Genomic DNA, 17853 nt, shown 5'->3' on the forward strand with positions numbered 1-17853 from the left:
CGCCGAGGAGGACCACCAGCAGCAGCACCAGCGGCGTCCAGATCTTCACGCGCCGCACGGCCGTCCGCAGCGGGGTGTCCGGCGGCGGCGGGGTGTTCGTCAGCTCGGCCAGCAGATCCAGCGGCGGCCGGGGCGGCAGAGGCTGCTGGTGGTCCTCCTCGGCGTCGTGCAGAGCGTGCGCCCGCTGCCTGCGCCCACGCTGGACCTCACCGCCGAGGACAGCTACACCTTCGAGGGCGGCAAGGTCGACATCCCCTGGCCGGCCAAGGGCCAGGCCGCGCTGGACGTGCAGGGCATCGGCTCGTTCGGGTCGTCCGGCGAGCAGAAGCCCGTGCCGATCGCGAGCGTCGCCAAGGTCATGACCGCCTATGTGATCCTGCGCGATCACCCGCTCAAGAGCGGACAGGACGGGCCGAAGATCGACATCGACCAGGCCGCCGAGGACCAGTCCGACGCCGGCCAGGAGTCCACCGTCGACGTCACCAAGGGCGACAAGATCAGTCAGAGGGAGGCGCTGGAGAGCATCCTGATCGCTTCCGCGAACAACGTGGCGCGACTGCTCGCCCGCTGGGACGCGGGTTCCGAGAAGGCGTTCGTGCGGAAGATGAACGACGCCGCCCAGGACCTCGGCATGAAGAACACGACGTACACCGACCCGTCGGGCCTGAACAACACCACCGTCTCCACGGCCGTGGACCAGGTGAAGCTCGGCAAGGCGGCCATGGAGCAGCCCGCCTTCCGCGAGGTCGCCACGATGATGTCGTACGTCGACTACAAGGGCACCAAGCACGACAACTGGAACCGCCTGGTCGGCTACAACGACGTCACCGGCATCAAGACCGGCACCACCACGTCGGCGCTCGGCAACCTCGTCTTCTCGGCGAGGAAGGACGTCGACGGCGAGATCCACCGGATCGTCGGCGCCGTGGTGCGCCAGCCCGCCGGCGGCCCGGACAACACCATCCTGGGCGCCGCGCTCTACGAGGGCGACCGGCTGATCAAGGCCGCGCAGGGCGCGCTCAAGTCGGCGACGATCCTGAAGAAGGGTGACGTCGTCGGGTACGCCGACGACGGTCTCGGCGGCCGTACGCCGGTCGTCGCCACCGAGGACGTCACGGCCGTCGGCTGGTCGGGCCTGTCCGTCAAGCTGACGTTCGCCGCGGACGAGCTGCCGCACACGGCGAAGGCCGGCGCGAAGGTGGGCACGCTCACCGTCGGTGACGGCAGCAGCAGCGCGGTCAAGGTTCCGGTCGCCCTGCAGAAGGACCTCGTGGAGCCGGGCTTCGCGGACAAGCTCACCCGCCTCGGCTGAGAGCCGAGCCGGCCCGCACCACCGCACCCCGCCGAGTGACGGCCCGTCCGGGCGCCGCCCGGCGGGGTGCGTGCTAGCGTCGCGAACCGGGCAGGCCGCCGCCCGCGGCGGCGCGGCCGTGGACCGCTGACCGACGGGACACGGCCGGGAGCCGGAAGAGAAGACGAGAACAGAAGACGGGACAACGGGGAGTGCCTTCGAGTGGCCACTGCGGAGCCGACACGCGCCGACGACGCCGATCCGGGCCCGGTGTCCGCCGGCCCGCGAATACGGCTGCCCGCAGCCGGGGAGGGCGGCAGCCGGGACGGCCGTGAGGACCGGCCGCGGACCCTCGTCCTGACGGTGCGTGAGCGCATGCTGCGGCACCCGGTCCTGTCCGTCACGGGCCTCGCCGGGCTGCTCCACGTCCTCTGGTTCTTCACGTTCGCGAACAGCGGCGGCGATCTGGCCGCGCAGGACGCCTGGGCCGAGTTCGTCGGCCGGCACCCGGACTCGGCGTACAACCTCGCCTGGTACGGCGGGATGCACCCGGTGTCGTACAGCGTCGTGTCGCCGTATCTGATGTCGGTGCTCGGCGTGCGGACGACGATGATGATCGCGGGGACGGTCTCGGCGGGGCTGCTGACCCTGCTCCTGCTGCGCAGCCGGTCCGTCCGCAACCCCCTGTGGGCGTCGCTGGCGGGCGTGTTCGGGCTGTTCTGCAACGCGGTGTCCGGGCGGGTGACGTTCGGTCTGGGCATGATGTTCGCGCTCGGTGCGGTGGCGGTGGTGTTCTGCTGGCCGTACCGGTGGCGTTACAAGCGCTGGGCGAAGGCCCTGAGCGCGGCGCCGCTGGCCGCGCTGGCCACCATGGCGTCGCCGGTCGCGGGTCTGTTCGTGGGCCTGGTCGCGGTGGCGCTGTTCCTGCAGAAGCGGCGGCCGGGCGCGTGGGCGCTGGGGCTGGCGCCGACTGCGGTGGTGGCGGTGTCGGCGTGGCTGTTCCCGTTCTCGGGGACGCAGCCGATGACGTTCGGCTCGGTGCTGCTGCCGCTCGCGTTCTCGGTCCTCGCCTTCGTCCTGGTGCCCGAGGACTGGAAGACGGTCCGGGTCACGGCCGCGGTGTACGGGCTGGGCGTCGTGCTGGTGTGGCTGGTCAGCTCCCAGATCGGTTCGAACATCACGCGGCTGGCGATGCTGTTCGCCGGGGTGGCGCTGGTCGCCGCGCTGCCGTTCACGGTGCCGCGGAGCCGCAAGTGGTACGCGGGCGTCGTCGCGCTCGTCGGCTTCGCCGTGTGGATCGGCTACAAGACGGTCGACGACATCGTGCACACGGCCCCGGCGGCGTCCTGGTCGCGCGAGCTGGCTCCGCTGGTGAACGAGTTGCAGGAGGTCGGCGCCGAGAAGGGCCGCGTGGAGGTCGTCCCCGCCCGCTCCCACCGCGAGGCCTCCGCCCTCGCCCCGTACGTCAACCTGGCCCGCGGCTGGAACCGGCAGGCCGACATGGAGCGCAACCCCCTCTTCTACGACGACACGCTCAACTCGGCGAACTACCACGACTGGCTCAAGCGCTGGGCGGTGCACTACGTGGTGCTGCCGAAGGACGAGCCGGACGGTGACGGGGGTCAGCGGGAGCGGGCGCTGGTGCGGCGCGGGCTGCCATATCTGACCCAGATCTGGGGCGACGATCAGTGGCAGCTGTTCAAGGTGACCGCCCCCACGCCCCTCGCCGAGCCGAACGCCGTGGTCGACCGGGCCGAGCAGGGCGAGATGATCCTCCGGGTGAAGAAGCCGGGCCGCGTCCTGGTTCGCATCCCCTACTCCCCCTGGCTGAGCATCGTCGACGCGGAGGGCAAGAGCCTGAAGCCGCCCCAGGAGACACAGGCCTCCAGGGAGCGCCCCGAGGACGAGCCGAAGACGTACGTCAACGTCAACGGCTGCCTGACGGAGACCGAGGAGGACGCCCAGGGCGACAAGTGGACGGAGCTGCTGGCCCCCAAGGCGGGCACCTACCGCCTGGCGGCCCCGTACCAGCTGCCCAGGGGAACGCCCTGCCCGGAGGAACTGCGCTGACCCTCAGCGGAGCCGGTCCACGTGGGTGTCGGTGCCCGGCACGGTCGGGATGAACGGCGCCACCAGTTCCACTCGCCCCAGCCCCGACTCGGCCAACGCCGCGTCCAGGCCCGTGAAGCAGGGCTCCCAGCACTCCCTCGGGTCCGTCTGGAGGAACCACAGCAGGGTCAGCCGGGTGTCGACGCCCTCGACCTGCTTGACGTAGGTCATGCGGTCGCCGGGGAGCGGGGTCGGGCGGAAGACGGTCACGAGCGCCGCCGGGGAGCCCGCGAGCCGCTTGGGCAGGTGTCGGGAGCGCAGCCACTCCAGCAGCCGCGGGCGCTGCTCGGGGGTGCCGGCCTCGACGACCTGGAGGACCAGGCCGGCGTAGGGGTGGTCGAGGGCGTGGACGTCGCGCGGGCCGGCCGCCCCGTCCCGGTAGACCGTCGCCTCGTGGTCGTGGAACGCGGTGAGGACGTGGGTGCGGTCGTGGTAGACGCGGCCGTCGCGGTTCAGGCGCTTGTTGATGGCGACCGTCCAGCGCATGTGGTCGTCGTAGCGGCCGTCGGTGATCCAGTACGTGGAGAGGTAGCAGCCCGTGGTGACGGGCCGGGCGATCGCCGACTTCTCGGGGTAGCGCAGGAGTTGCAGGTCCCGGGTGGCGACCCAGCGGCGGCCGGAGTACATCCAGGGCATGGCCATCGCCCCGGCGTAGTAGTGGTCGTCCTCGTACCAGCGGTTGTAGGCGTACTCGTGGCCCGGGTGCGGTTCGACCAGGGTGATCAGGGCGTGGCCGGGGCGGGTGCCGTAGGGGCCGACGGCGGCCAGTTCGGCGTACAGCTCGCTGCGGGTGTCGTCGCTCATGCCCTTCCCCTCTGTTGGCGGCTGGCTCATACTCTGACGCTCCGTCAGATAATGCGCCAGGGTTCCGGGGAGGCTTCGATGCCACTGCTCGCGGGGAAGACGGTCGTCGTGTCGGGGGTCGGGGCCGGGCTCGGGCGGCAGGTCGCGGCGGCCGTCGTGCGGGACGGGGGCCGGGCCGTGCTCGGGGCCCGTACGGAGGCGCAGCTGGCGAAGACGGCGGCCGAGCTGGATCCGGACGGGTCGCGCACGACATACCGGGCGACCGACATCACCGACGAGGCGCAGTGCGAGGCGCTGGCGGGGCTGGCGCGGGAGCGGTTCGGGGGGATCGACGCGGTGGTGCACGTGGCCGCGCTGGACAGTTGCTTCGGCGGTCTGGAGGACGCGGACTTCGAGACCTGGCGCTCCGTCCTGGACGTGAATCTGCTGGGCACACTGCGGATGACCCGGGCCTGTCTGCCGTCGCTCAAGCAGGGCGGCGGGTCCGTCGTGTTCATCGGGACGCAGTCGGCGGTGGCGGCCCCCTCGCAGGTGCGGCAGGCGGCGTACGCGGCGTCGAAGGGGGCGCTGACGAGCGCGATGTACTCGCTGGCGCGCGAGCTGGGGCCGTACCGGATCCGGGTCAACACCGTGCTGCCGGGCTGGATGTGGGGCCCGCCGGTGCAGGCGTACGTACGGTTCGCCGCCGGCTCGGAGGGCGTGTCGGAGGCGGAGGTGCTGGGCAGGCTGACGGATCGTATGGCGCTGCCGGAGCTGGCGACGGATGCGGACGTGGCGGACGCGACGGTGTTCCTGGCGTCGGACCGGGCGCGGGCCATCACGGGCCAGTCGCTGCTGGTGAACGCGGGTGAGCTGATGCACTGAGGGCGATTTCCAGCCAGGCGGCACGGTTCAGATATATAAATGCAAGTCACCTCACCGAACTTTTTTACGGTCTCTTGACCCTCCTCTTCCTTGCCGTGCGCACGTCACCCAACCCAGAGTTCACATGCCTGACCCTGGCGGCGCACCCGTGGAAGGGGACTCATGAACGGTCTCGACTGGGCCGTGCTCATCGGCTACTTCGCCGTGATGGTCGCGATCGGCGTCTGGTCGCACAAACGCGTGGACAACGTCAGCGACTTCTTCACCGCCGGCGGCAAGATGCCGTGGTGGCTCTCCGGCATCTCGCACCACATGTCGGGCTACAGCGCGGTGATGTTCACCGGGTACGCGGGCATCGCCTACACCTACGGCGTCACGTCCTTCGTCACCTGGTCCTTCCCCATCGCCCTCGGCATCGCCATCGGCTCGAAGCTGTTCGCGCCGCGCATCAACCGGCTCCGCTCGCGACTCCATGTGGCCTCCCCGCTGGAGTACCTGAAGAACCGCTACGACCTGAAGACGCAGCAGGCGCTGGCCTGGTCCGGCATGCTGCTGAAGATCGTGGACGTGGGCGCGAAGTGGGCGGCGATCGCGACCCTGCTGTCGGTCTTCACCGGGATCTCCCTGAACCAGGGCATCCTCATCACCGGTGCCATCACGGCCGTCTACTGCACGATCGGCGGCCTGTGGGCGGACGCGCTGACCGAACTCGGCCAGTTCATCATCCAGTTGCTGGCCGGCGTCGCGATGTTCGTCGCGGTGGTCGTACGGCTCGACGACCACGGCGGCTTCTTCGGCGTGTGGGACTCGCCCGAGCTCCAGGGCCACGAGAAGCCGCTGGTCGGCCCGTACGGCACGGTCTTCCTGCTCGCGTTCCTCTTCATCAAGCTCTTCGAGTACAACGGCGGCATGCTCAACCAGGCCCAGCGCTACATGGCCACGCCGAACGCCAAGGAGGCCGAGCGGTCGGCCCGGCTGTCGGCGATCCTCTGGCTGGTCTGGCCGCTGGTGCTGTTCTTCCCCATGTGGATGTCCCCGCTGCTGGTCGAGTCGCAGAAGGCCGACGGCTCCGACTCCTACGCCCTGATGACCGAACAGCTCCTCCCCCACGGCCTGCTGGGCCTGGTCATCGTCGGCTTCTTCTCGCACACCATGGCCATGTGCTCCTCGGACGCCAACGCCATCGCGGCCGTGTTCACCCGGGACTGCGCGCCGGTGATCTGGGCACGGGCCCGGGCCTGGAACCAGAGCCAGGGCCTGCGGGTCGCCCGGGTCGCGACGGTCGTCTTCCTCGGTCTGTCCATGGCGGCGGCGACCCAGGTCAACTCCCCGGCGTTCAAGGACATCATCACGGTCGTCATCAAGTGGGTGGCCGGCCTGATGGGCCCGATGGCGATCCCGATGATGCTGGGCCTGCTGCGGGCGTTCCGCCGCTCCGGCCCGACGGCCGCCCTCGTCAGCTGGTCGATGGGCCTGTTCGCCTTCTGGCTGGTGAACTACCCGATCAACTGGAACGTCGAGGGCGGCGTGCCGCTCCAGTACCAGGTGTCGATCCCGCTGGCGGTGTCGCTGGTCCTCTACATCCTCGTCGGCTACATCAAGCCGGAGGACACCCCGGAGCGGCTGGCACTCATCGAGAAGATCAACACGGACGGGGACGGGTCGGCGTCGGCCGCGATCCCGACACCGGCCGGCGCGGCGGACGGCGTGGTGGGGGCGACGCCGGGCAAGGAGTAGCGGCGGACCTAGCTGCGGGCATGCGTGCCGCTAGGGGCGGCACGGGTGGGCGCAGCGGCACCCCGCTACGCCGGGCTGCGCAACACCCCGGCCTCAGCACAAACCCACCGAGTCTCAGACACTCCGGCGGTTCACGCCCGCGGATACCGCGCCAGCCACCCCGGGGACGCGCCCGCCGGGCTGTGCAGGGCCGGGCCCTGGGTCATCTCCATGGCGAAGTCGTCGGCCAGCTCCAGGATCGTGGGACGGCCCTCCAGCTCGGCCAGCCAGGCCGGGGGGAGGGCCGTCTCGCCGTGCAGGGCGCCGAGCAGCGCGCCCGTCAGCGCACCGGTGGCGGCGGAGGGGCCGTCGTGGTTGACGGCGAGGGTCAGCCCGTGCCGGACGTCGGCGGCGACGAGGGCGCAGTACACGGCGGCACCGACGAGGCTCTCCGCCGTACCGGCCGCGCACAGCTCCGCCACGCGCTCCGGCCCGGGCAGCCCCTGCCGTACGGCACCCAGCGCGTGCTGGAGCGCGTCCGACACGGGCTGGTGCCCGGGCCGGGCGGCCAGCAGCGCGAAGCCCCGCTGCACGGCGCCGTCGAGGCTCTCCCCGAGGGCGAGCGCGTGCACGATCACGGCGTACGCACCCGCCGCGAGATACGCCGTCGGATGACCGTGGGTCTGGGCCGCGCACTCCACCGCGAGCTGGACGACGAGCTGCGGCTCCCAGCCCACGAGCAGCCCGAACGGGGCGGACCGGGCGGCGGCCTCGGGCCCGAGCTCGCCGGGGTTCTTGGGCGCCTCGGGCGTCCCCATGGTCGCGTCGGCGAGCCCGAGGAGCAGCGCCTTGCTCGGGTCCCTGCGCGCGTACAGCCACTCCTCCCGCGCGAGCCACCCGTCGTCCTTGCGCCGCAGGTCTGGCCCCCAGTCCCGCTGGGTGGCGGCCCAGCGCAGATAGGCCCGGTGCAGGTCGGTGGGCGGGTGCCAGGCGCCGGTGTCGCGCCGCACCTGGGCCCGGATCAGCCCGTCCACGGAGAAGAGGGTGAGCTGGGTGAGATGGGTGACGGCGCCGCGTCTGCCATAGGCGGGAGCCAGATCGACCAGCCCCTCCGCCCCGTACTCCTCCCTGATCCCGTCGATCCCCAGCCCGTCCACGGGCGCGCCCAGCGCGTCCCCGACGGCCAGCCCGAGCAGCGTCCCGCGCACCCGGCTGCGATAGTCCTGCTGTTCCGTACGCCCCCAGACGGCACCGGCAGTCGCACCCACCTTGACCTCCCAGGGACCGTGCATACGTACGACAGCTCAGCACTGTAATCGAACGGGGGCGACAGGCCGCCCGCAGTGCGTTCACTTTCCTTGCATTGCAACGCCCTCTCTCGGGTTGTTGCTTTGATTCCCTAGCCGTTGCAACGATTCTAGGGCCCCTACCTGCTTTTTCTGCATATACGCGCAACGAATGCGTTGCCGAATCAGCGAACGCAACGTAGCTTTTCCATCGTTCGAAACAACGAGTCAGAGGAGAGCACGATGCAGAAGTTCGCCACTCCCGCCCCGATCACCGCGGTCCTCGACATCCCTGCCGGACGTGTCCAGTTCATCGCCGCGGACCGCGCCGACACCACCGTCGAGGTGCTGCCCGCCGACCCCTCCAGGAGCCGCGACACCGAGGCCGCCGAGCAGACCGCCGTCACCTACGCCGACGGTGTCCTGCGGATCAGGGCCTCGGCCTCCGCCGGCCGGCTCCTCGGCCCCTCCGGAGCCGTGGAGGTCACGGTGCGGCTGCCCGCCGGCTCCCGCGTCGAGGCCAGGGCCGACAGCGCCGAGCTGCGCGGCGTCGGGCGGCTCGGCGACGTCGTCTTCGAGGGCGCGTACCGCCGGATCAAGATCGACGAGGCCGCAGGCGTCCGGCTCACCGCGACCGACGGCGACGTGGAGGTCGGCCGGCTGGGCGGCCCCGCGGAGATCAGCACCGCGAGGGGCGACATCCGGATCGCCGAGGCCCTGGGCGGCACGGTCGTGCTGCGCACGCAGTCCGGTGACATCTCGGTCGTCGCCGCCGCCGGCGTCTCGGCCGCCCTGGACGCGGACACGGGCTACGGCCGTGTCAGCAACTCCCTCAAGAACGACGGCACGACCGAACTCGACATCCGCGCCACCACCTCGCACGGCGACATCACCGCCCGCAGTCTCTGAACGAACAGCGCCAGAACTGTCCGGCCGAACTCATCACCAGGGGGAAACATGACGAAGAACAGCACGTCCGCGACCGGTTCGACCTGGACCGGCATGGTGCCGGTCGACGACACGGCCCTGGCCGTCACCGACACCGGCGGGCCCGGGATCCCGGTGGTGTACCTCAACGGCCAGTTCGCCACCCAGGGGTACTGGCGGCGGGTCATCGCCGAACTGGGGGCGGGGTGGCGGCACATCACCTACGACGAGCGGGCCCGCGGCAGGTCGAAGCGTTCGGCGGACTACTCCTTCGAGGCCGCCGTCCGGGATGTCGACGCCGTTCTCGCGGCCCGGGGCGTGGACCGGGCGCTGGTGATCGGCTGGTCCTACGGGGCGGTCGTCGCGGCACACTGGGCCGAGCGGAATCCGGAGCGTGCCGTGGGGGCGGTCCTGGTCGACGGCGCGTTCCCGTACGACTGGCTGGACGAGGCCATGGAGCAGCGGATCCGGAAGCTGTTCCGGCGGCTGGGCTGGTTCATGCCGCTGCTGCGCCCGACGGGCCTGACCCCGCGGATGACGGCCGACCAGCAGGCCGAGAGCAACATCGAGCTCGGCAGGCTGTCGCGGGAGCGGGAGCTGGGGCCCGTGCTGGGCGGCATCACCGTCCCGGTGCGGTACGTGGTCGCCTCGGGGACGTCCTTCGGCAGCCGCGGCGACGAGCAGGAACGGATCCGCGCCGGCCTCGACGCGGTGACCGCCCAGAACCCGAACATCCGGATCACCGCCAAGGTCGCCAGCAACCATGGCGCGCTCCTGAAGAAGGACTTCAGGGCCATCGCCGAGGCCGTACGCGAGGTCGCCGAACTCCACCATGGGGAGCGCTGATCATCATCGCCGTCCGGATCGACCGCGTCCGTCCCGCGCAGGGCCCGCAGTCCCTCGCGCGGGACGTGTCACGTACCGGGGTCCTCGCTCGGATCCGCGAAGTCCCGCAGCAGGGCGTCGGCATCCTGGGATGAACGCAGCCGCACTCCGGGGTCTCCCGTCACGCCCAGATCGCGGCGCATCGCTTCCCTCATCGCAGCTATCAGTGCCCAGACGTCATGCTGCGCCTCGGCGGCCGACCGCGTGCTCTCGCCAGGACGTGGATTGCCCTGCTCCAGGCGTTTGACCTGTCCGTAGACCCTGGTAAGAGCGCCGTTCACCTCGCCGGCCGGGGCGATCACCGTGTCAGGCGCGATCATCAGCGCCTCTGACCAGCGATCCCGGTGGGCGTCCTTGGCGGCTTCCAGCACCTGTATGTCCTCGTCGCCGGGCGTACGGTCGCGCAACACGTACAGATGGCGGCTCAGCGCCGTGCAGAACTGCCGTGCCTCGCGGTGCAGTTCCGAGTAGCAGCGCCGCCGCAGCTCCCGATTCTCGCGGGCGTCCTGAATGGCCTGGGTCATCTCCAGCTCGCGCCGCTTGGCCCTCTCGGCACCCTGCTGGGTGAGCAACGCGCCCCCGAGCGTGCCCGCCACACCGGCCACGGCTATCAAGACCGCCCCAACATCCATGGGATCACCCTAGACCGGCAGCATCGCGCAACTCCCCGTGCGCCATGGGCAGTTCTGCCCACACCGTCTTGCCGTGGGCCGGGGCCTCCACCACGCCCCAGCGGTTCGCGTACGCCTCGACGATGCGCAAGCCGTGTCCGCCCTCCGCGTCCTTCTCCACCGAAGCCGGGATGCGCGGAACCCGATCGCCCCGGGCGTCAGTCACCTCGATACGGAGCGTGCGATCGGCTCGGAGCGTCAGCCGCAGCCGGAAGTCCCTGCCCCGGACCCGCCCATGCAGGACGGCGTTGGACGCCAGCTCCGCCACCACCTGCGCGGCAGCCTCGTAGGGCTCTCCCCAGTCGTCGAGTTGGCGCTCGGTGAGCAGCCGGGCCAGTCGAGCACCCCTTCGAGTAGCGGACAGTTGCACCGCGAAGTGGCGGGCGGGGACGGTGATTTGGGCGAGGGATTTCTGGCTCATGTCACCCAGCGTGGCCGGACCTCCCTACTCTGAACAGCAACGACCCCCGTACGGAGAGTGACTGTCCGGACGGCGGGAAGGGCCGTACGGCTCGTACGTCAGGAGGGGAAGGCGTGGAGGACGAGGAAGCGGCGGCCGTGCTCAGGACGGTCGGGCGGCAGATCAAGATGTGGCGCGAGGCCGCGGGGATGAAGCAGACGGAGCTGGGCTCGGCGATCGGGTACGGCGAGGAGATGGTTTCGTCCGTGGAGCGGGCGAGACGGATCCCCAAGCCGGACTTCCTGGACAAGACCGACGAGGCGCTCGGGGCCGAGGGCAAGATCTCGGCGATGAAGAAGGATGTGGAGGAGGCTCGGTATCCGAAGAAGGTGAGGGACCTGGCCAAGCTGGAGGCCGAGGCCGTCGAACTCGGGGCTTACGACAACCATCAAATCAACGGGCTTCTCCAGACGCCGGAGTACACCCAGGCGTTGTACGCCATGCGGAGGCCGGCCTACACAGAGGACGAGATCGAACGCCATGTCGCTGCGCGCATGGCACGGAAGGTCGTCTTCGATCGCCTGCCGCGACCGCTCATCACCTTTGTCCAGGAAGAGTCGACGCTAAGACGGCCGGTCGGGGGGAGAATGGTGCTCCGCCAGCAGCTCGAACACCTGTTGGAGGCCGCTAAGTTGAGGCATGTGTCGATCCAGGTCATGCCGACGGATCGGGAGGACCACGCGGGCATGGCAGGTCCGTTTCGGCTGCTGAAGCTCCCGGACGGCAAGACGCTGGGGCACTTCGAAGCCCAGTTGCACAATCGCGTGATCAGCGATCCTCGGGACGTCCAGGTTCTGGACATGCGCTATGGAATGATCCGGGCGCAGGCCCTCTCCCCCCGAGAGTCCCTGGCCTTTATTGAGAAAGTTCTGGGAGAAGAGACGTGACCACTGAGCTCGACTGGTTCAAGAGCAGCTACAGCAGCAACGACGGCCCCGATTGCGTCGAGGTCGCCATATCCCCCGCCCACCGCCCCACCATCCACATCCGCGACTCCAAGAACAAGGACGCCGCCCGACTGGCGTTTACCGACGGTGCCTGGTCCGAATTCCTGGAGTTCGCTGCGGGACGCTGAGCCTCAGTCCTGGGCGGGGGCCGTTTCGATCTCAGGATTCGTGTCGCCCTCTTCGGCCTCCGCTCGCTCCTTCTTCAAAGCGAGTTCCCGGGCCAGGGACTCCGAGTACAGCCTCATTTCCGCTTCTTTTCGCTCGTCAAACACCAGTGCCTCCTTGAATGCAGGGGTGCTGAGGGTGGAAAAAGGGGGACCGGTCAGGCGGAAGCGCGCTGGAACCGGGGACGGCTTGGGTCCGGGAGTCGGTGTGCCGACTGGTGGCGGGGTTCGTCGGGGATCAGCCGCCGCATTATCGCCATCGCACACCTCCAAAAAACAACTCGACCAGACCACAAGCCTCTTGGCGCAAAGGTTACCCGGCCACCATCCGGCAAGTCACGGTCGGATTACATCCGCACACAGTTAATTCGCATGCCGTTCACCCGGCGAGGACCGGCCCCAGCACCGCACGGTCGGTGTGCGAAAAGCGTTCCAGCGCCCCGGAGTCCAGTTCACGAACCGTTTCCACATCGGCCCGGGCCTCCTCGAAGCGCCCCATGAGCGCGTGCACCACCGCCCGGCGGCACAGCGCCCAGGCGTATCCCGGCCGGAGATCCACCGCCCGGTCCAGGTCGGCGAGGGCCTCCGCGTGGCGGCCGAGGCCGGCGTGGGAGGCGCCCCGGCTCGCGTACGCCGAGGCGTAGGCGGGGTCCAGGGACAGGGCTCGGTCGAAGTCGGCGACAGCCTCCTCGTCGCGGCCCTGGGCGCGCAGCGCGTCGCCGCGTTCGCAGCGGGCCCAGGGCCAGTCGGGGCTCAGGGCGAGGGCGTGGTCGAGGTCGGCCAGTTGCCGTCGGGGGTCGCCCAGCGCGCGCCAGACCCGGGCGCGGCGGGCGAGCGCCCAGGCGTAGTCCGGCTTGAGGTCCAGTGCCCGGCCCAGGTCGCGAAGGGCGGCGTCCAGGTCTCCGCGGCGTTCGTGCGTGGCTCCCCGGGAGGCCCAGGCGAACTCGTTGGCCGCATCGAGGCGGATCGCTTCGCTCAGGTCGCGGACGGCCTCGGCGTCATGCCGGGCGAGCCGGTGGTGTTCGCCGCGCAGGGCGACGTACCAGGAGTTGTCCGGCTCCAGCGCGACGGCCCGGTCCAGGTCGGCGATCGCCGCGTCGTCGTCGCCCAGCTCCCTGCGGATCCCGGCCCGGTGACGGTAGGCGACGGCCAGCTCCGGATCCAGGGCGACGGCCCGGTCGTACTCGGCGAGGGCCTGCGGGTACGCGGCCCGGCCGCGCAGTTCGTCACCCCGTACGACCCGGGCCCGGGCCTGGGCCGGCGCGTCGAGCACCGCGCGGCGCAGGAGCAGGCCGAGTGCGGTGAGCATTCCCTCCGTGTCGAGGGCTGCCGTCAGTTCGGTGCCCCACTCGGCCACCGCCGCCGTGTCCGCGTCGTGTCCCGCGTCCACCAGCGCACGCGCCCACTGCGCGGCCACGCCCGCACCGGCGTCGCAGGCGTGGACGAAGTCCCGCAGGGCCTGCGGCAGCGCGTCCCGCTCACCGGCGCAGAGGAGGTGGTACACCTCGGCCAGGCGCAGGCTCCGCCACGTCTCGTCGGTCCACGGCCCGGCCCCGCCGGCCTCGGTCTCCTCCCGCCAGCCGCCGAACGTCCGCGCCAGGCGCCGCTGCCGCTCGGCCCATCCGCGGGGCGACCGGCTGCGTTCCGCCCGAAGCATCGGTGCCCGTACGACGTCGTGGTAGCGCAGCCGTCCCCCACCGCGCTCGCCGACGAACGGCATGCCTCGCAACCAGGCGTAGAGCGGCTCCAGTTGGTCCTGGGGGCAGTCGGTGACCGCCCGGAACACGTCCGCGTCCAGCCATCTGGGCAGCGCGCAGGCCAGTGCGGCGGCTCGTCGTGCCGGGTCCCGCTCCCACTTCAGGAAGCGTTCCACCGCCGTGGCGCTCGGGTCGTCCAGGTCGTCCGGGGCGGCGGGGCGGGATGCGGCGAGGGTGGAGACCAGGACGGGGAGGCCGCCGGTGAGGCGCAGGACCTCCTCGACGACCGGTTCGGCGGTCACGCCCTTGCCGGCGAGCAGGCCGCGTGCCTCCGCCTCGGTGAAGGGGGACAGCGCGACGTCCGTCACGAAGTCCGTCAGGCCGCCCCACAGGGCCGTGTCCAGGGGGCGTTGGCCCGCCGTGACGACGACGGTCGTGGCCGGCATGGCGCCGTGGCGGTCGGTGACCATCGTCTCGTGCAGCCAGTGGTCCAGGTAGGGGCCCGTCCGCTCGTAGGTGTCGAGGAAGAGGGCGATCCAGGGAGCCGAGGCGGCGGCCTCGGTGAGTTCGCGCAGGAGCACCGGTGTGAGCACCTGCTCGGGGGCGAGGACCAGCCGCACGTCCTCGTGGTCGCGGAAGCGGGCCAGCACGCTCTCCCGGAACCGGTCGACGCCGCCCGCGAGTTGGTCGGTGTCGAGCATGCCGGCGAAGGGGCCGACCACCGGGACCATGCCCATGGCGACCACCCCGGCCCGGGCCACCGCCCTGCCGCCCGCCGACGGGCCCGCGTCCTCCGCTCGTGCGTCCAGGGCGGCGAGCGCGGCCAGTTCCGCCTCGTGCCTGCGTTCGTCGTGGGCGGCGAGCAGGCGGTTCAGTTCCTTGAGCCGGTGGCCCTGCGCGGTGAACTGGCGGCTGATCTCGGCCATCACCTCCGGCACGCTGCCGGCGCTGTCGTCCACGTACGCGGTCAGCGCGCCCTGTTCGCGGGCGATCTGTTCCAACTCCCGCAGGAGGAAGGTCTTTCCGACGCCCGCGTTGCCGTGGACGTGAAAGCGGAAGCGGTGGCGTTCGTCGTGCGGAGGAGTGTCGAAGTTCCCGCGGAACAGGGCCCGTTCAGCGGCCCGGCCGACGAATCCGGCCCGGGTCCGCTGCCGTATCAGGTCCTGCATCGACGGCCTGGCCTGCGCCATCCGTACGTCCCCCTCGCCTCGCCCGTCCGGCTTCCGCCGTCATTGTGTCGCGTCGGCCTCCGCCGCTCGGGAAGAATGATCGGCATGGCCACCTCCTCCACCTCACGCCGCGGCGCGCTGCCTCTCGCCGCCGCGCTGCTCACCGCCTCCGTCGCTCTGTACATGGCGCTGGTCGCGTTCGGGAACATCACCGACTTCGGTACCAACCAGCAGTTCGTCCGCCATGTTCTCGCCATGGACACCACGTTCAAGGACGAGGACCTGATGTGGCGGGCCGTGACGAGTACGGGGCTTCAGGACGCCGCCTACGTGCTGATCATCATCTGGGAGACCGTCGCCGCGCTCGTCCTCATCTACGGGACCTGGCTGTGGGCCAGACGGGATCAGCAGCAGGCCCGGCGGATATCGACCTACGGGCTGCTGATGGTGCTGCTGCTGTTCGGGGCCGGGTTCATCGCGATCGGCGGTGAGTGGTTCTCGATGTGGCAGTCGAAGAGCTGGAACGGGCTGGACGCGGCGACCCGGGTGTTCCTGTTCAGCGGGCTCGTGCTGATCGTCAATCTCCTGCCGTCCCGGCAGTCGGACCCGGCTGCCTGACCCCGGGCGTTACTTGACCACGGTCACCGTCGTGCCGACCGTGCCGAACGCCCACAGTGCCGTGCCGTCCGCCTTCCGCATCCGGACGCCGCCCGTCTTGGCGCCGGAGCCGGCGGGCGGCGGCGAGGCGCCGTCGACCGCGTTGGAGAAGGCGACGGAGACGCCGGACTTCGCGGCGAAGTACATGATGTGCTCGATCCGGACGCCGTCCGAGCCGGTCGTGGCCTCGTTGCGGGACGACACCGTGTAGGTGCCGGGATCGGGGCTGACCGTGCCCGGCCAGACGGCGAACGTGCGGCGGGTCGCCTCGCTCGCGTCGACCAGCCACACCCGCTTCTCGCCGAGGGAGTACACGATGCGCCGGCCGGTGCCGGAGCCGTCGGGCACCCGGGCCGGAACGGACGCGGTGGGGGTGGGGTGCGCGCCCGCCGACGCCGAGGTGCGCGGCTTGGCCGAGGTGGCGGCGGGGTGGGGGCCCTGGTCCGCCTGCACGGCCAGGACCGTCACCGCGGCTATCGCTCCCACGGTCAGCCCGGTCACCCAGGCCCACGAAGGAAGTCGGGCAGGCACGGGCACGCATCTCCTCAGTCACGGGACCCCGCAGCACGGGGGTTCCGATCATCGTACTGCGAGCCCGTCGCTCCCCAGGCGGCTCAGGGGCCGTCGACGGTCTTGCGGACCGGGACGGGGCCGGTACCGGCTCCGTGGGCGGTGTAGAGCGGGGTGCGGACGGGGGCCGGGTAGGAGAGGTGCACGAGCCGGGTCTGCTCCTGCCGCATGTGCGTGAGCGACTCCAGGATGTAGCCCACGAGCAGGACGAGCGCGGCGATGGTCATGATCGCGGCGGCGAGGATCGCCGTGGGGACGCGGGGCACCGTGCCCGTGCGGACGAAGTCGGCGATGACGGGGATGCCGAGGACGACCGAGATCAGGGCCAGGACGCCGGCGAGCACGGTGTGCACGAGGGAGGGGCGTTCCCGGCGCGCCAGGTCGAGGATGACCCGCAGGATGCGCCAGCCGTCCCGGTAGGTGCGCAGCTTGCTCTCGCCGCCGGCCGGCCGGACCCGGTAGCCGACGACCACCTCCGCCGTGGGGAGCCGGAGGTGGAGGGCGTGGATCGTCATCTCGGTCTCGGTCTCGAACTCCCGGGCCAGCGCCGGGAAGGACTTCACGAAGCGGCGCGAGAAGACCCGGTAGCCGCTGAGCATGTCGGTCACGTCGTTGCCGAACAGGGACCGCACGGCCCCGGTGAGCACCTTGTTGCCGACCGCGTGTCCGGTCCGGTAGGCGCCGTCGTCCGTCACCCTGCGGGCGCCGACGACCTGGTCGTACGGCCCTTCGAAGAGCAGGTCCACCATGTCCCGGGCGCGCGAGGCGTCGTAGGTGTCGTCACCGTCGATGATGAGCAGGGCGTCGGCGTCGACGTCGGCGAAGGCGCGGCGGATGACGTTGCCCTTGCCCTTGCGGGGCTCCTGCCGGACGATCGCGCCCGCCGCGCGGGCGACCTCCACGGTGCGGTCGGTGGAGGCGTTGTCGTAGACGTAGACGACGGCCTCGGGGAGGGCCGCGCGCAGGTCGCGGACCACCTTGCCGACGGCCGCCTCCTCGTTGTGGCACGGCACGACACACGCGATCGTCGGTTCCACGACCACTCCCACTCCTCGTCTGAGCCGGTGTCGGGTATCGGTATGTGGGTAAATCATGCGATATGAGCGCGCCTGTGAAGCGGGGGCGCGCCGGGTGGCTACTCTCGCTTTGTGCCGGTTCTCGCCTCTGTGACACGTTCCACCCGTGATGCCGTCCGGGGCATCTGGCGCGAGGCCGCCAAGTTCGGACTCGTCGGGGCGCTGGCCTTCGTCGTGGACAACGGCGGCTACACCCTGCTGGTCTTCGGCCTGCCCGGCGACGCCCGGGGCGGGCCGATGGGCAGCTCGCCCGTCCAGGCGTCCGTCGTCGCGACGGGCGTCGCCGCGCTGTTCAGCTGGGCCGGGAACCGCTACTGGACGTACCGCCACCAGCACCGCGAGAAGGTCTCCCGTGAACTGGGCCTGTTCCTCGTCGCGAACGGCGTCGGTCTCGCCATCACCGCCGGCACGGTCTTCGCCTCCCGGCAGCTGCTCGGGCTCGACTCGGCGCTCAGCGACAACACCGCCCGCATCCTCGGCTGGGTGCTCGCGACCCTGTTCCGCTTCTACGCCTACCGGCGCTACGTCTTCGTCGCACCCTGAGCCGACGGCCACCGGCG

The 17853-nt window shown here is 71.0% G+C and carries 17 protein-coding genes and 1 pseudogene; 10 read left to right on the forward strand and 8 right to left on the reverse strand.

Annotated elements, in window-relative coordinates:
- Both CCL05_RS25940 and CCL05_RS25945 read left to right on the forward strand, forming a co-directional pair.
- Positions 1-1312, forward strand: a pseudogene (locus CCL05_RS25940) (hypothetical protein); the annotation flags it as partial.
- A gap of 201 nt (positions 1313-1513) precedes the next feature.
- Positions 1514-3361 (forward strand): MFS transporter, encoded by a 1848-nt coding sequence (locus CCL05_RS25945; RefSeq protein WP_086562906.1) that lies wholly within the window; start codon positions 1514-1516, stop codon positions 3359-3361.
- A gap of 3 nt (positions 3362-3364) precedes the next feature.
- Here CCL05_RS25945 and CCL05_RS25950 read toward each other — a convergent pair whose 3' ends face one another.
- Positions 3365-4204, reverse strand: coding sequence for a hypothetical protein (locus tag CCL05_RS25950; protein ID WP_086562907.1), 840 nt, complete (start codon positions 4202-4204; stop codon positions 3365-3367).
- Positions 4205-4282: 78 nt separating this feature from the next.
- On the opposite strand from CCL05_RS25950, the gene CCL05_RS25955 reads away from it, so the two are divergent.
- Together CCL05_RS25955 and CCL05_RS25960 are read left to right on the forward strand one after the other, a co-directional pair.
- Positions 4283-5068, forward strand: coding sequence for an SDR family oxidoreductase (locus tag CCL05_RS25955; protein ID WP_086562908.1), 786 nt, complete (start codon positions 4283-4285; stop codon positions 5066-5068).
- Positions 5069-5230: 162 nt separating this feature from the next.
- Positions 5231-6805 (forward strand): sodium:solute symporter family protein, encoded by a 1575-nt coding sequence (locus CCL05_RS25960; protein WP_086562909.1) that lies wholly within the window; start codon positions 5231-5233, stop codon positions 6803-6805.
- Between the two features lie 131 nt (positions 6806-6936).
- Here CCL05_RS25960 and CCL05_RS25965 read toward each other — a convergent pair whose 3' ends face one another.
- Positions 6937-8052, reverse strand: coding sequence for an ADP-ribosylglycohydrolase family protein (locus CCL05_RS25965; RefSeq protein ID WP_086562937.1), 1116 nt, complete (start codon positions 8050-8052; stop codon positions 6937-6939).
- A 261-nt stretch (positions 8053-8313) separates the two neighbouring features.
- Here CCL05_RS25965 and CCL05_RS25970 point away from each other — a divergent pair, with 261 nt between their 5' ends.
- Positions 8314-8979 carry a DUF4097 family beta strand repeat-containing protein gene (locus tag CCL05_RS25970; RefSeq protein WP_086562910.1) on the forward strand — a complete coding sequence of 222 codons (666 nt, stop codon included), beginning with the start codon at positions 8314-8316 and terminating at the stop codon, positions 8977-8979.
- 48 nt (positions 8980-9027) lie between these two features.
- The gene (locus CCL05_RS25975) at positions 9028-9843 is read left to right on the forward strand and encodes an alpha/beta fold hydrolase (protein ID WP_086562911.1); all 816 of its coding nucleotides are present in this window, start codon (positions 9028-9030) and stop codon (positions 9841-9843) included.
- A gap of 68 nt (positions 9844-9911) precedes the next feature.
- Here CCL05_RS25975 and CCL05_RS25980 read toward each other — a convergent pair whose 3' ends face one another.
- Positions 9912-10514 (reverse strand): hypothetical protein, encoded by a 603-nt coding sequence (locus CCL05_RS25980; RefSeq protein ID WP_086562912.1) that lies wholly within the window; start codon positions 10512-10514, stop codon positions 9912-9914.
- A 4-nt stretch (positions 10515-10518) separates the two neighbouring features.
- The gene (locus tag CCL05_RS25985; protein WP_086562913.1) at positions 10519-10974 is read right to left on the reverse strand and encodes an ATP-binding protein; all 456 of its coding nucleotides are present in this window, start codon (positions 10972-10974) and stop codon (positions 10519-10521) included.
- 113 nt (positions 10975-11087) lie between these two features.
- Here CCL05_RS25985 and CCL05_RS25990 point away from each other — a divergent pair, with 113 nt between their 5' ends.
- Positions 11088-11900, forward strand: a complete 813-nt coding sequence (locus CCL05_RS25990; protein ID WP_086562914.1) for a helix-turn-helix domain-containing protein — start codon at positions 11088-11090, stop codon at positions 11898-11900.
- Positions 11897-12088, forward strand: a complete 192-nt coding sequence (locus CCL05_RS25995) for a DUF397 domain-containing protein (protein ID WP_086562915.1) — start codon at positions 11897-11899, stop codon at positions 12086-12088. Before CCL05_RS25990 ends, CCL05_RS25995 begins: the two co-directional genes overlap by 4 nt.
- Before the next feature lie 3 nt (positions 12089-12091).
- Here the strand turns inward: CCL05_RS25995 and CCL05_RS44915 are convergent, their stop codons facing one another.
- Both CCL05_RS44915 and CCL05_RS26000 read right to left on the reverse strand, forming a co-directional pair.
- On the reverse strand, positions 12092-12232 hold the full coding sequence (locus CCL05_RS44915; RefSeq protein WP_158102494.1) for a hypothetical protein: 141 nt from the start codon (positions 12230-12232) through the stop codon (positions 12092-12094).
- Between the two features lie 271 nt (positions 12233-12503).
- Entirely contained in the window at positions 12504-15011 is a 2508-nt protein-coding gene (locus tag CCL05_RS26000; protein WP_086562916.1) for a tetratricopeptide repeat protein, read from the reverse strand.
- Between the two features lie 84 nt (positions 15012-15095).
- On the opposite strand from CCL05_RS26000, the gene CCL05_RS26005 reads away from it, so the two are divergent.
- Entirely contained in the window at positions 15096-15608 is a 513-nt protein-coding gene (locus CCL05_RS26005) for a DUF2165 domain-containing protein (RefSeq protein WP_086562938.1), read from the forward strand.
- A gap of 9 nt (positions 15609-15617) precedes the next feature.
- On the opposite strand, the gene CCL05_RS26010 is transcribed toward CCL05_RS26005, so the two are convergent.
- Positions 15618-16178, reverse strand: coding sequence for a hypothetical protein (locus tag CCL05_RS26010; protein WP_167409616.1), 561 nt, complete (start codon positions 16176-16178; stop codon positions 15618-15620).
- A gap of 83 nt (positions 16179-16261) precedes the next feature.
- Positions 16262-17260, reverse strand: a complete 999-nt coding sequence (locus CCL05_RS26015) for a glycosyltransferase (RefSeq protein ID WP_086562918.1) — start codon at positions 17258-17260, stop codon at positions 16262-16264.
- A 123-nt stretch (positions 17261-17383) separates the two neighbouring features.
- Between CCL05_RS26015 and CCL05_RS26020 the strand changes: the two genes are divergently transcribed.
- Positions 17384-17836 (forward strand): GtrA family protein, encoded by a 453-nt coding sequence (locus CCL05_RS26020; RefSeq protein ID WP_086562919.1) that lies wholly within the window; start codon positions 17384-17386, stop codon positions 17834-17836.
- The last annotated feature ends 17 nt before the right edge of the window (positions 17837-17853 follow it).

Source organism: Streptomyces africanus (assembly GCF_002150735.1).
Lineage (GTDB): Bacteria > Actinomycetota > Actinomycetes > Streptomycetales > Streptomycetaceae > Streptomyces > Streptomyces africanus.

Bases quoted from the DNA above. Each gene is read 5' to 3' on its own strand.
- CCL05_RS25955 (WP_086562908.1), top strand. From the start codon at position 4,283: ATGCCACTGCTCGCGGGGAAGACGGTCGTCGTGTCGGGGGTCGGGGCC.
- CCL05_RS25975 (WP_086562911.1), top strand. From the start codon at position 9,028: ATGACGAAGAACAGCACGTCCGCGACCGGTTCGACCTGGACCGGCATG.
- CCL05_RS25985 (WP_086562913.1), bottom strand. From the start codon at position 10,974: ATGAGCCAGAAATCCCTCGCCCAAATCACCGTCCCCGCCCGCCACTTC.
- CCL05_RS25980 (WP_086562912.1), bottom strand. From the start codon at position 10,514: ATGGATGTTGGGGCGGTCTTGATAGCCGTGGCCGGTGTGGCGGGCACG.
- CCL05_RS25970 (WP_086562910.1), top strand. From the start codon at position 8,314: ATGCAGAAGTTCGCCACTCCCGCCCCGATCACCGCGGTCCTCGACATC.
- CCL05_RS25960 (WP_086562909.1), top strand. From the start codon at position 5,231: ATGAACGGTCTCGACTGGGCCGTGCTCATCGGCTACTTCGCCGTGATG.
- CCL05_RS26005 (WP_086562938.1), top strand. From the start codon at position 15,096: ATGGCCACCTCCTCCACCTCACGCCGCGGCGCGCTGCCTCTCGCCGCC.
- CCL05_RS25950 (WP_086562907.1), bottom strand. From the start codon at position 4,204: ATGAGCGACGACACCCGCAGCGAGCTGTACGCCGAACTGGCCGCCGTC.
- CCL05_RS26000 (WP_086562916.1), bottom strand. From the start codon at position 15,011: ATGGCGCAGGCCAGGCCGTCGATGCAGGACCTGATACGGCAGCGGACC.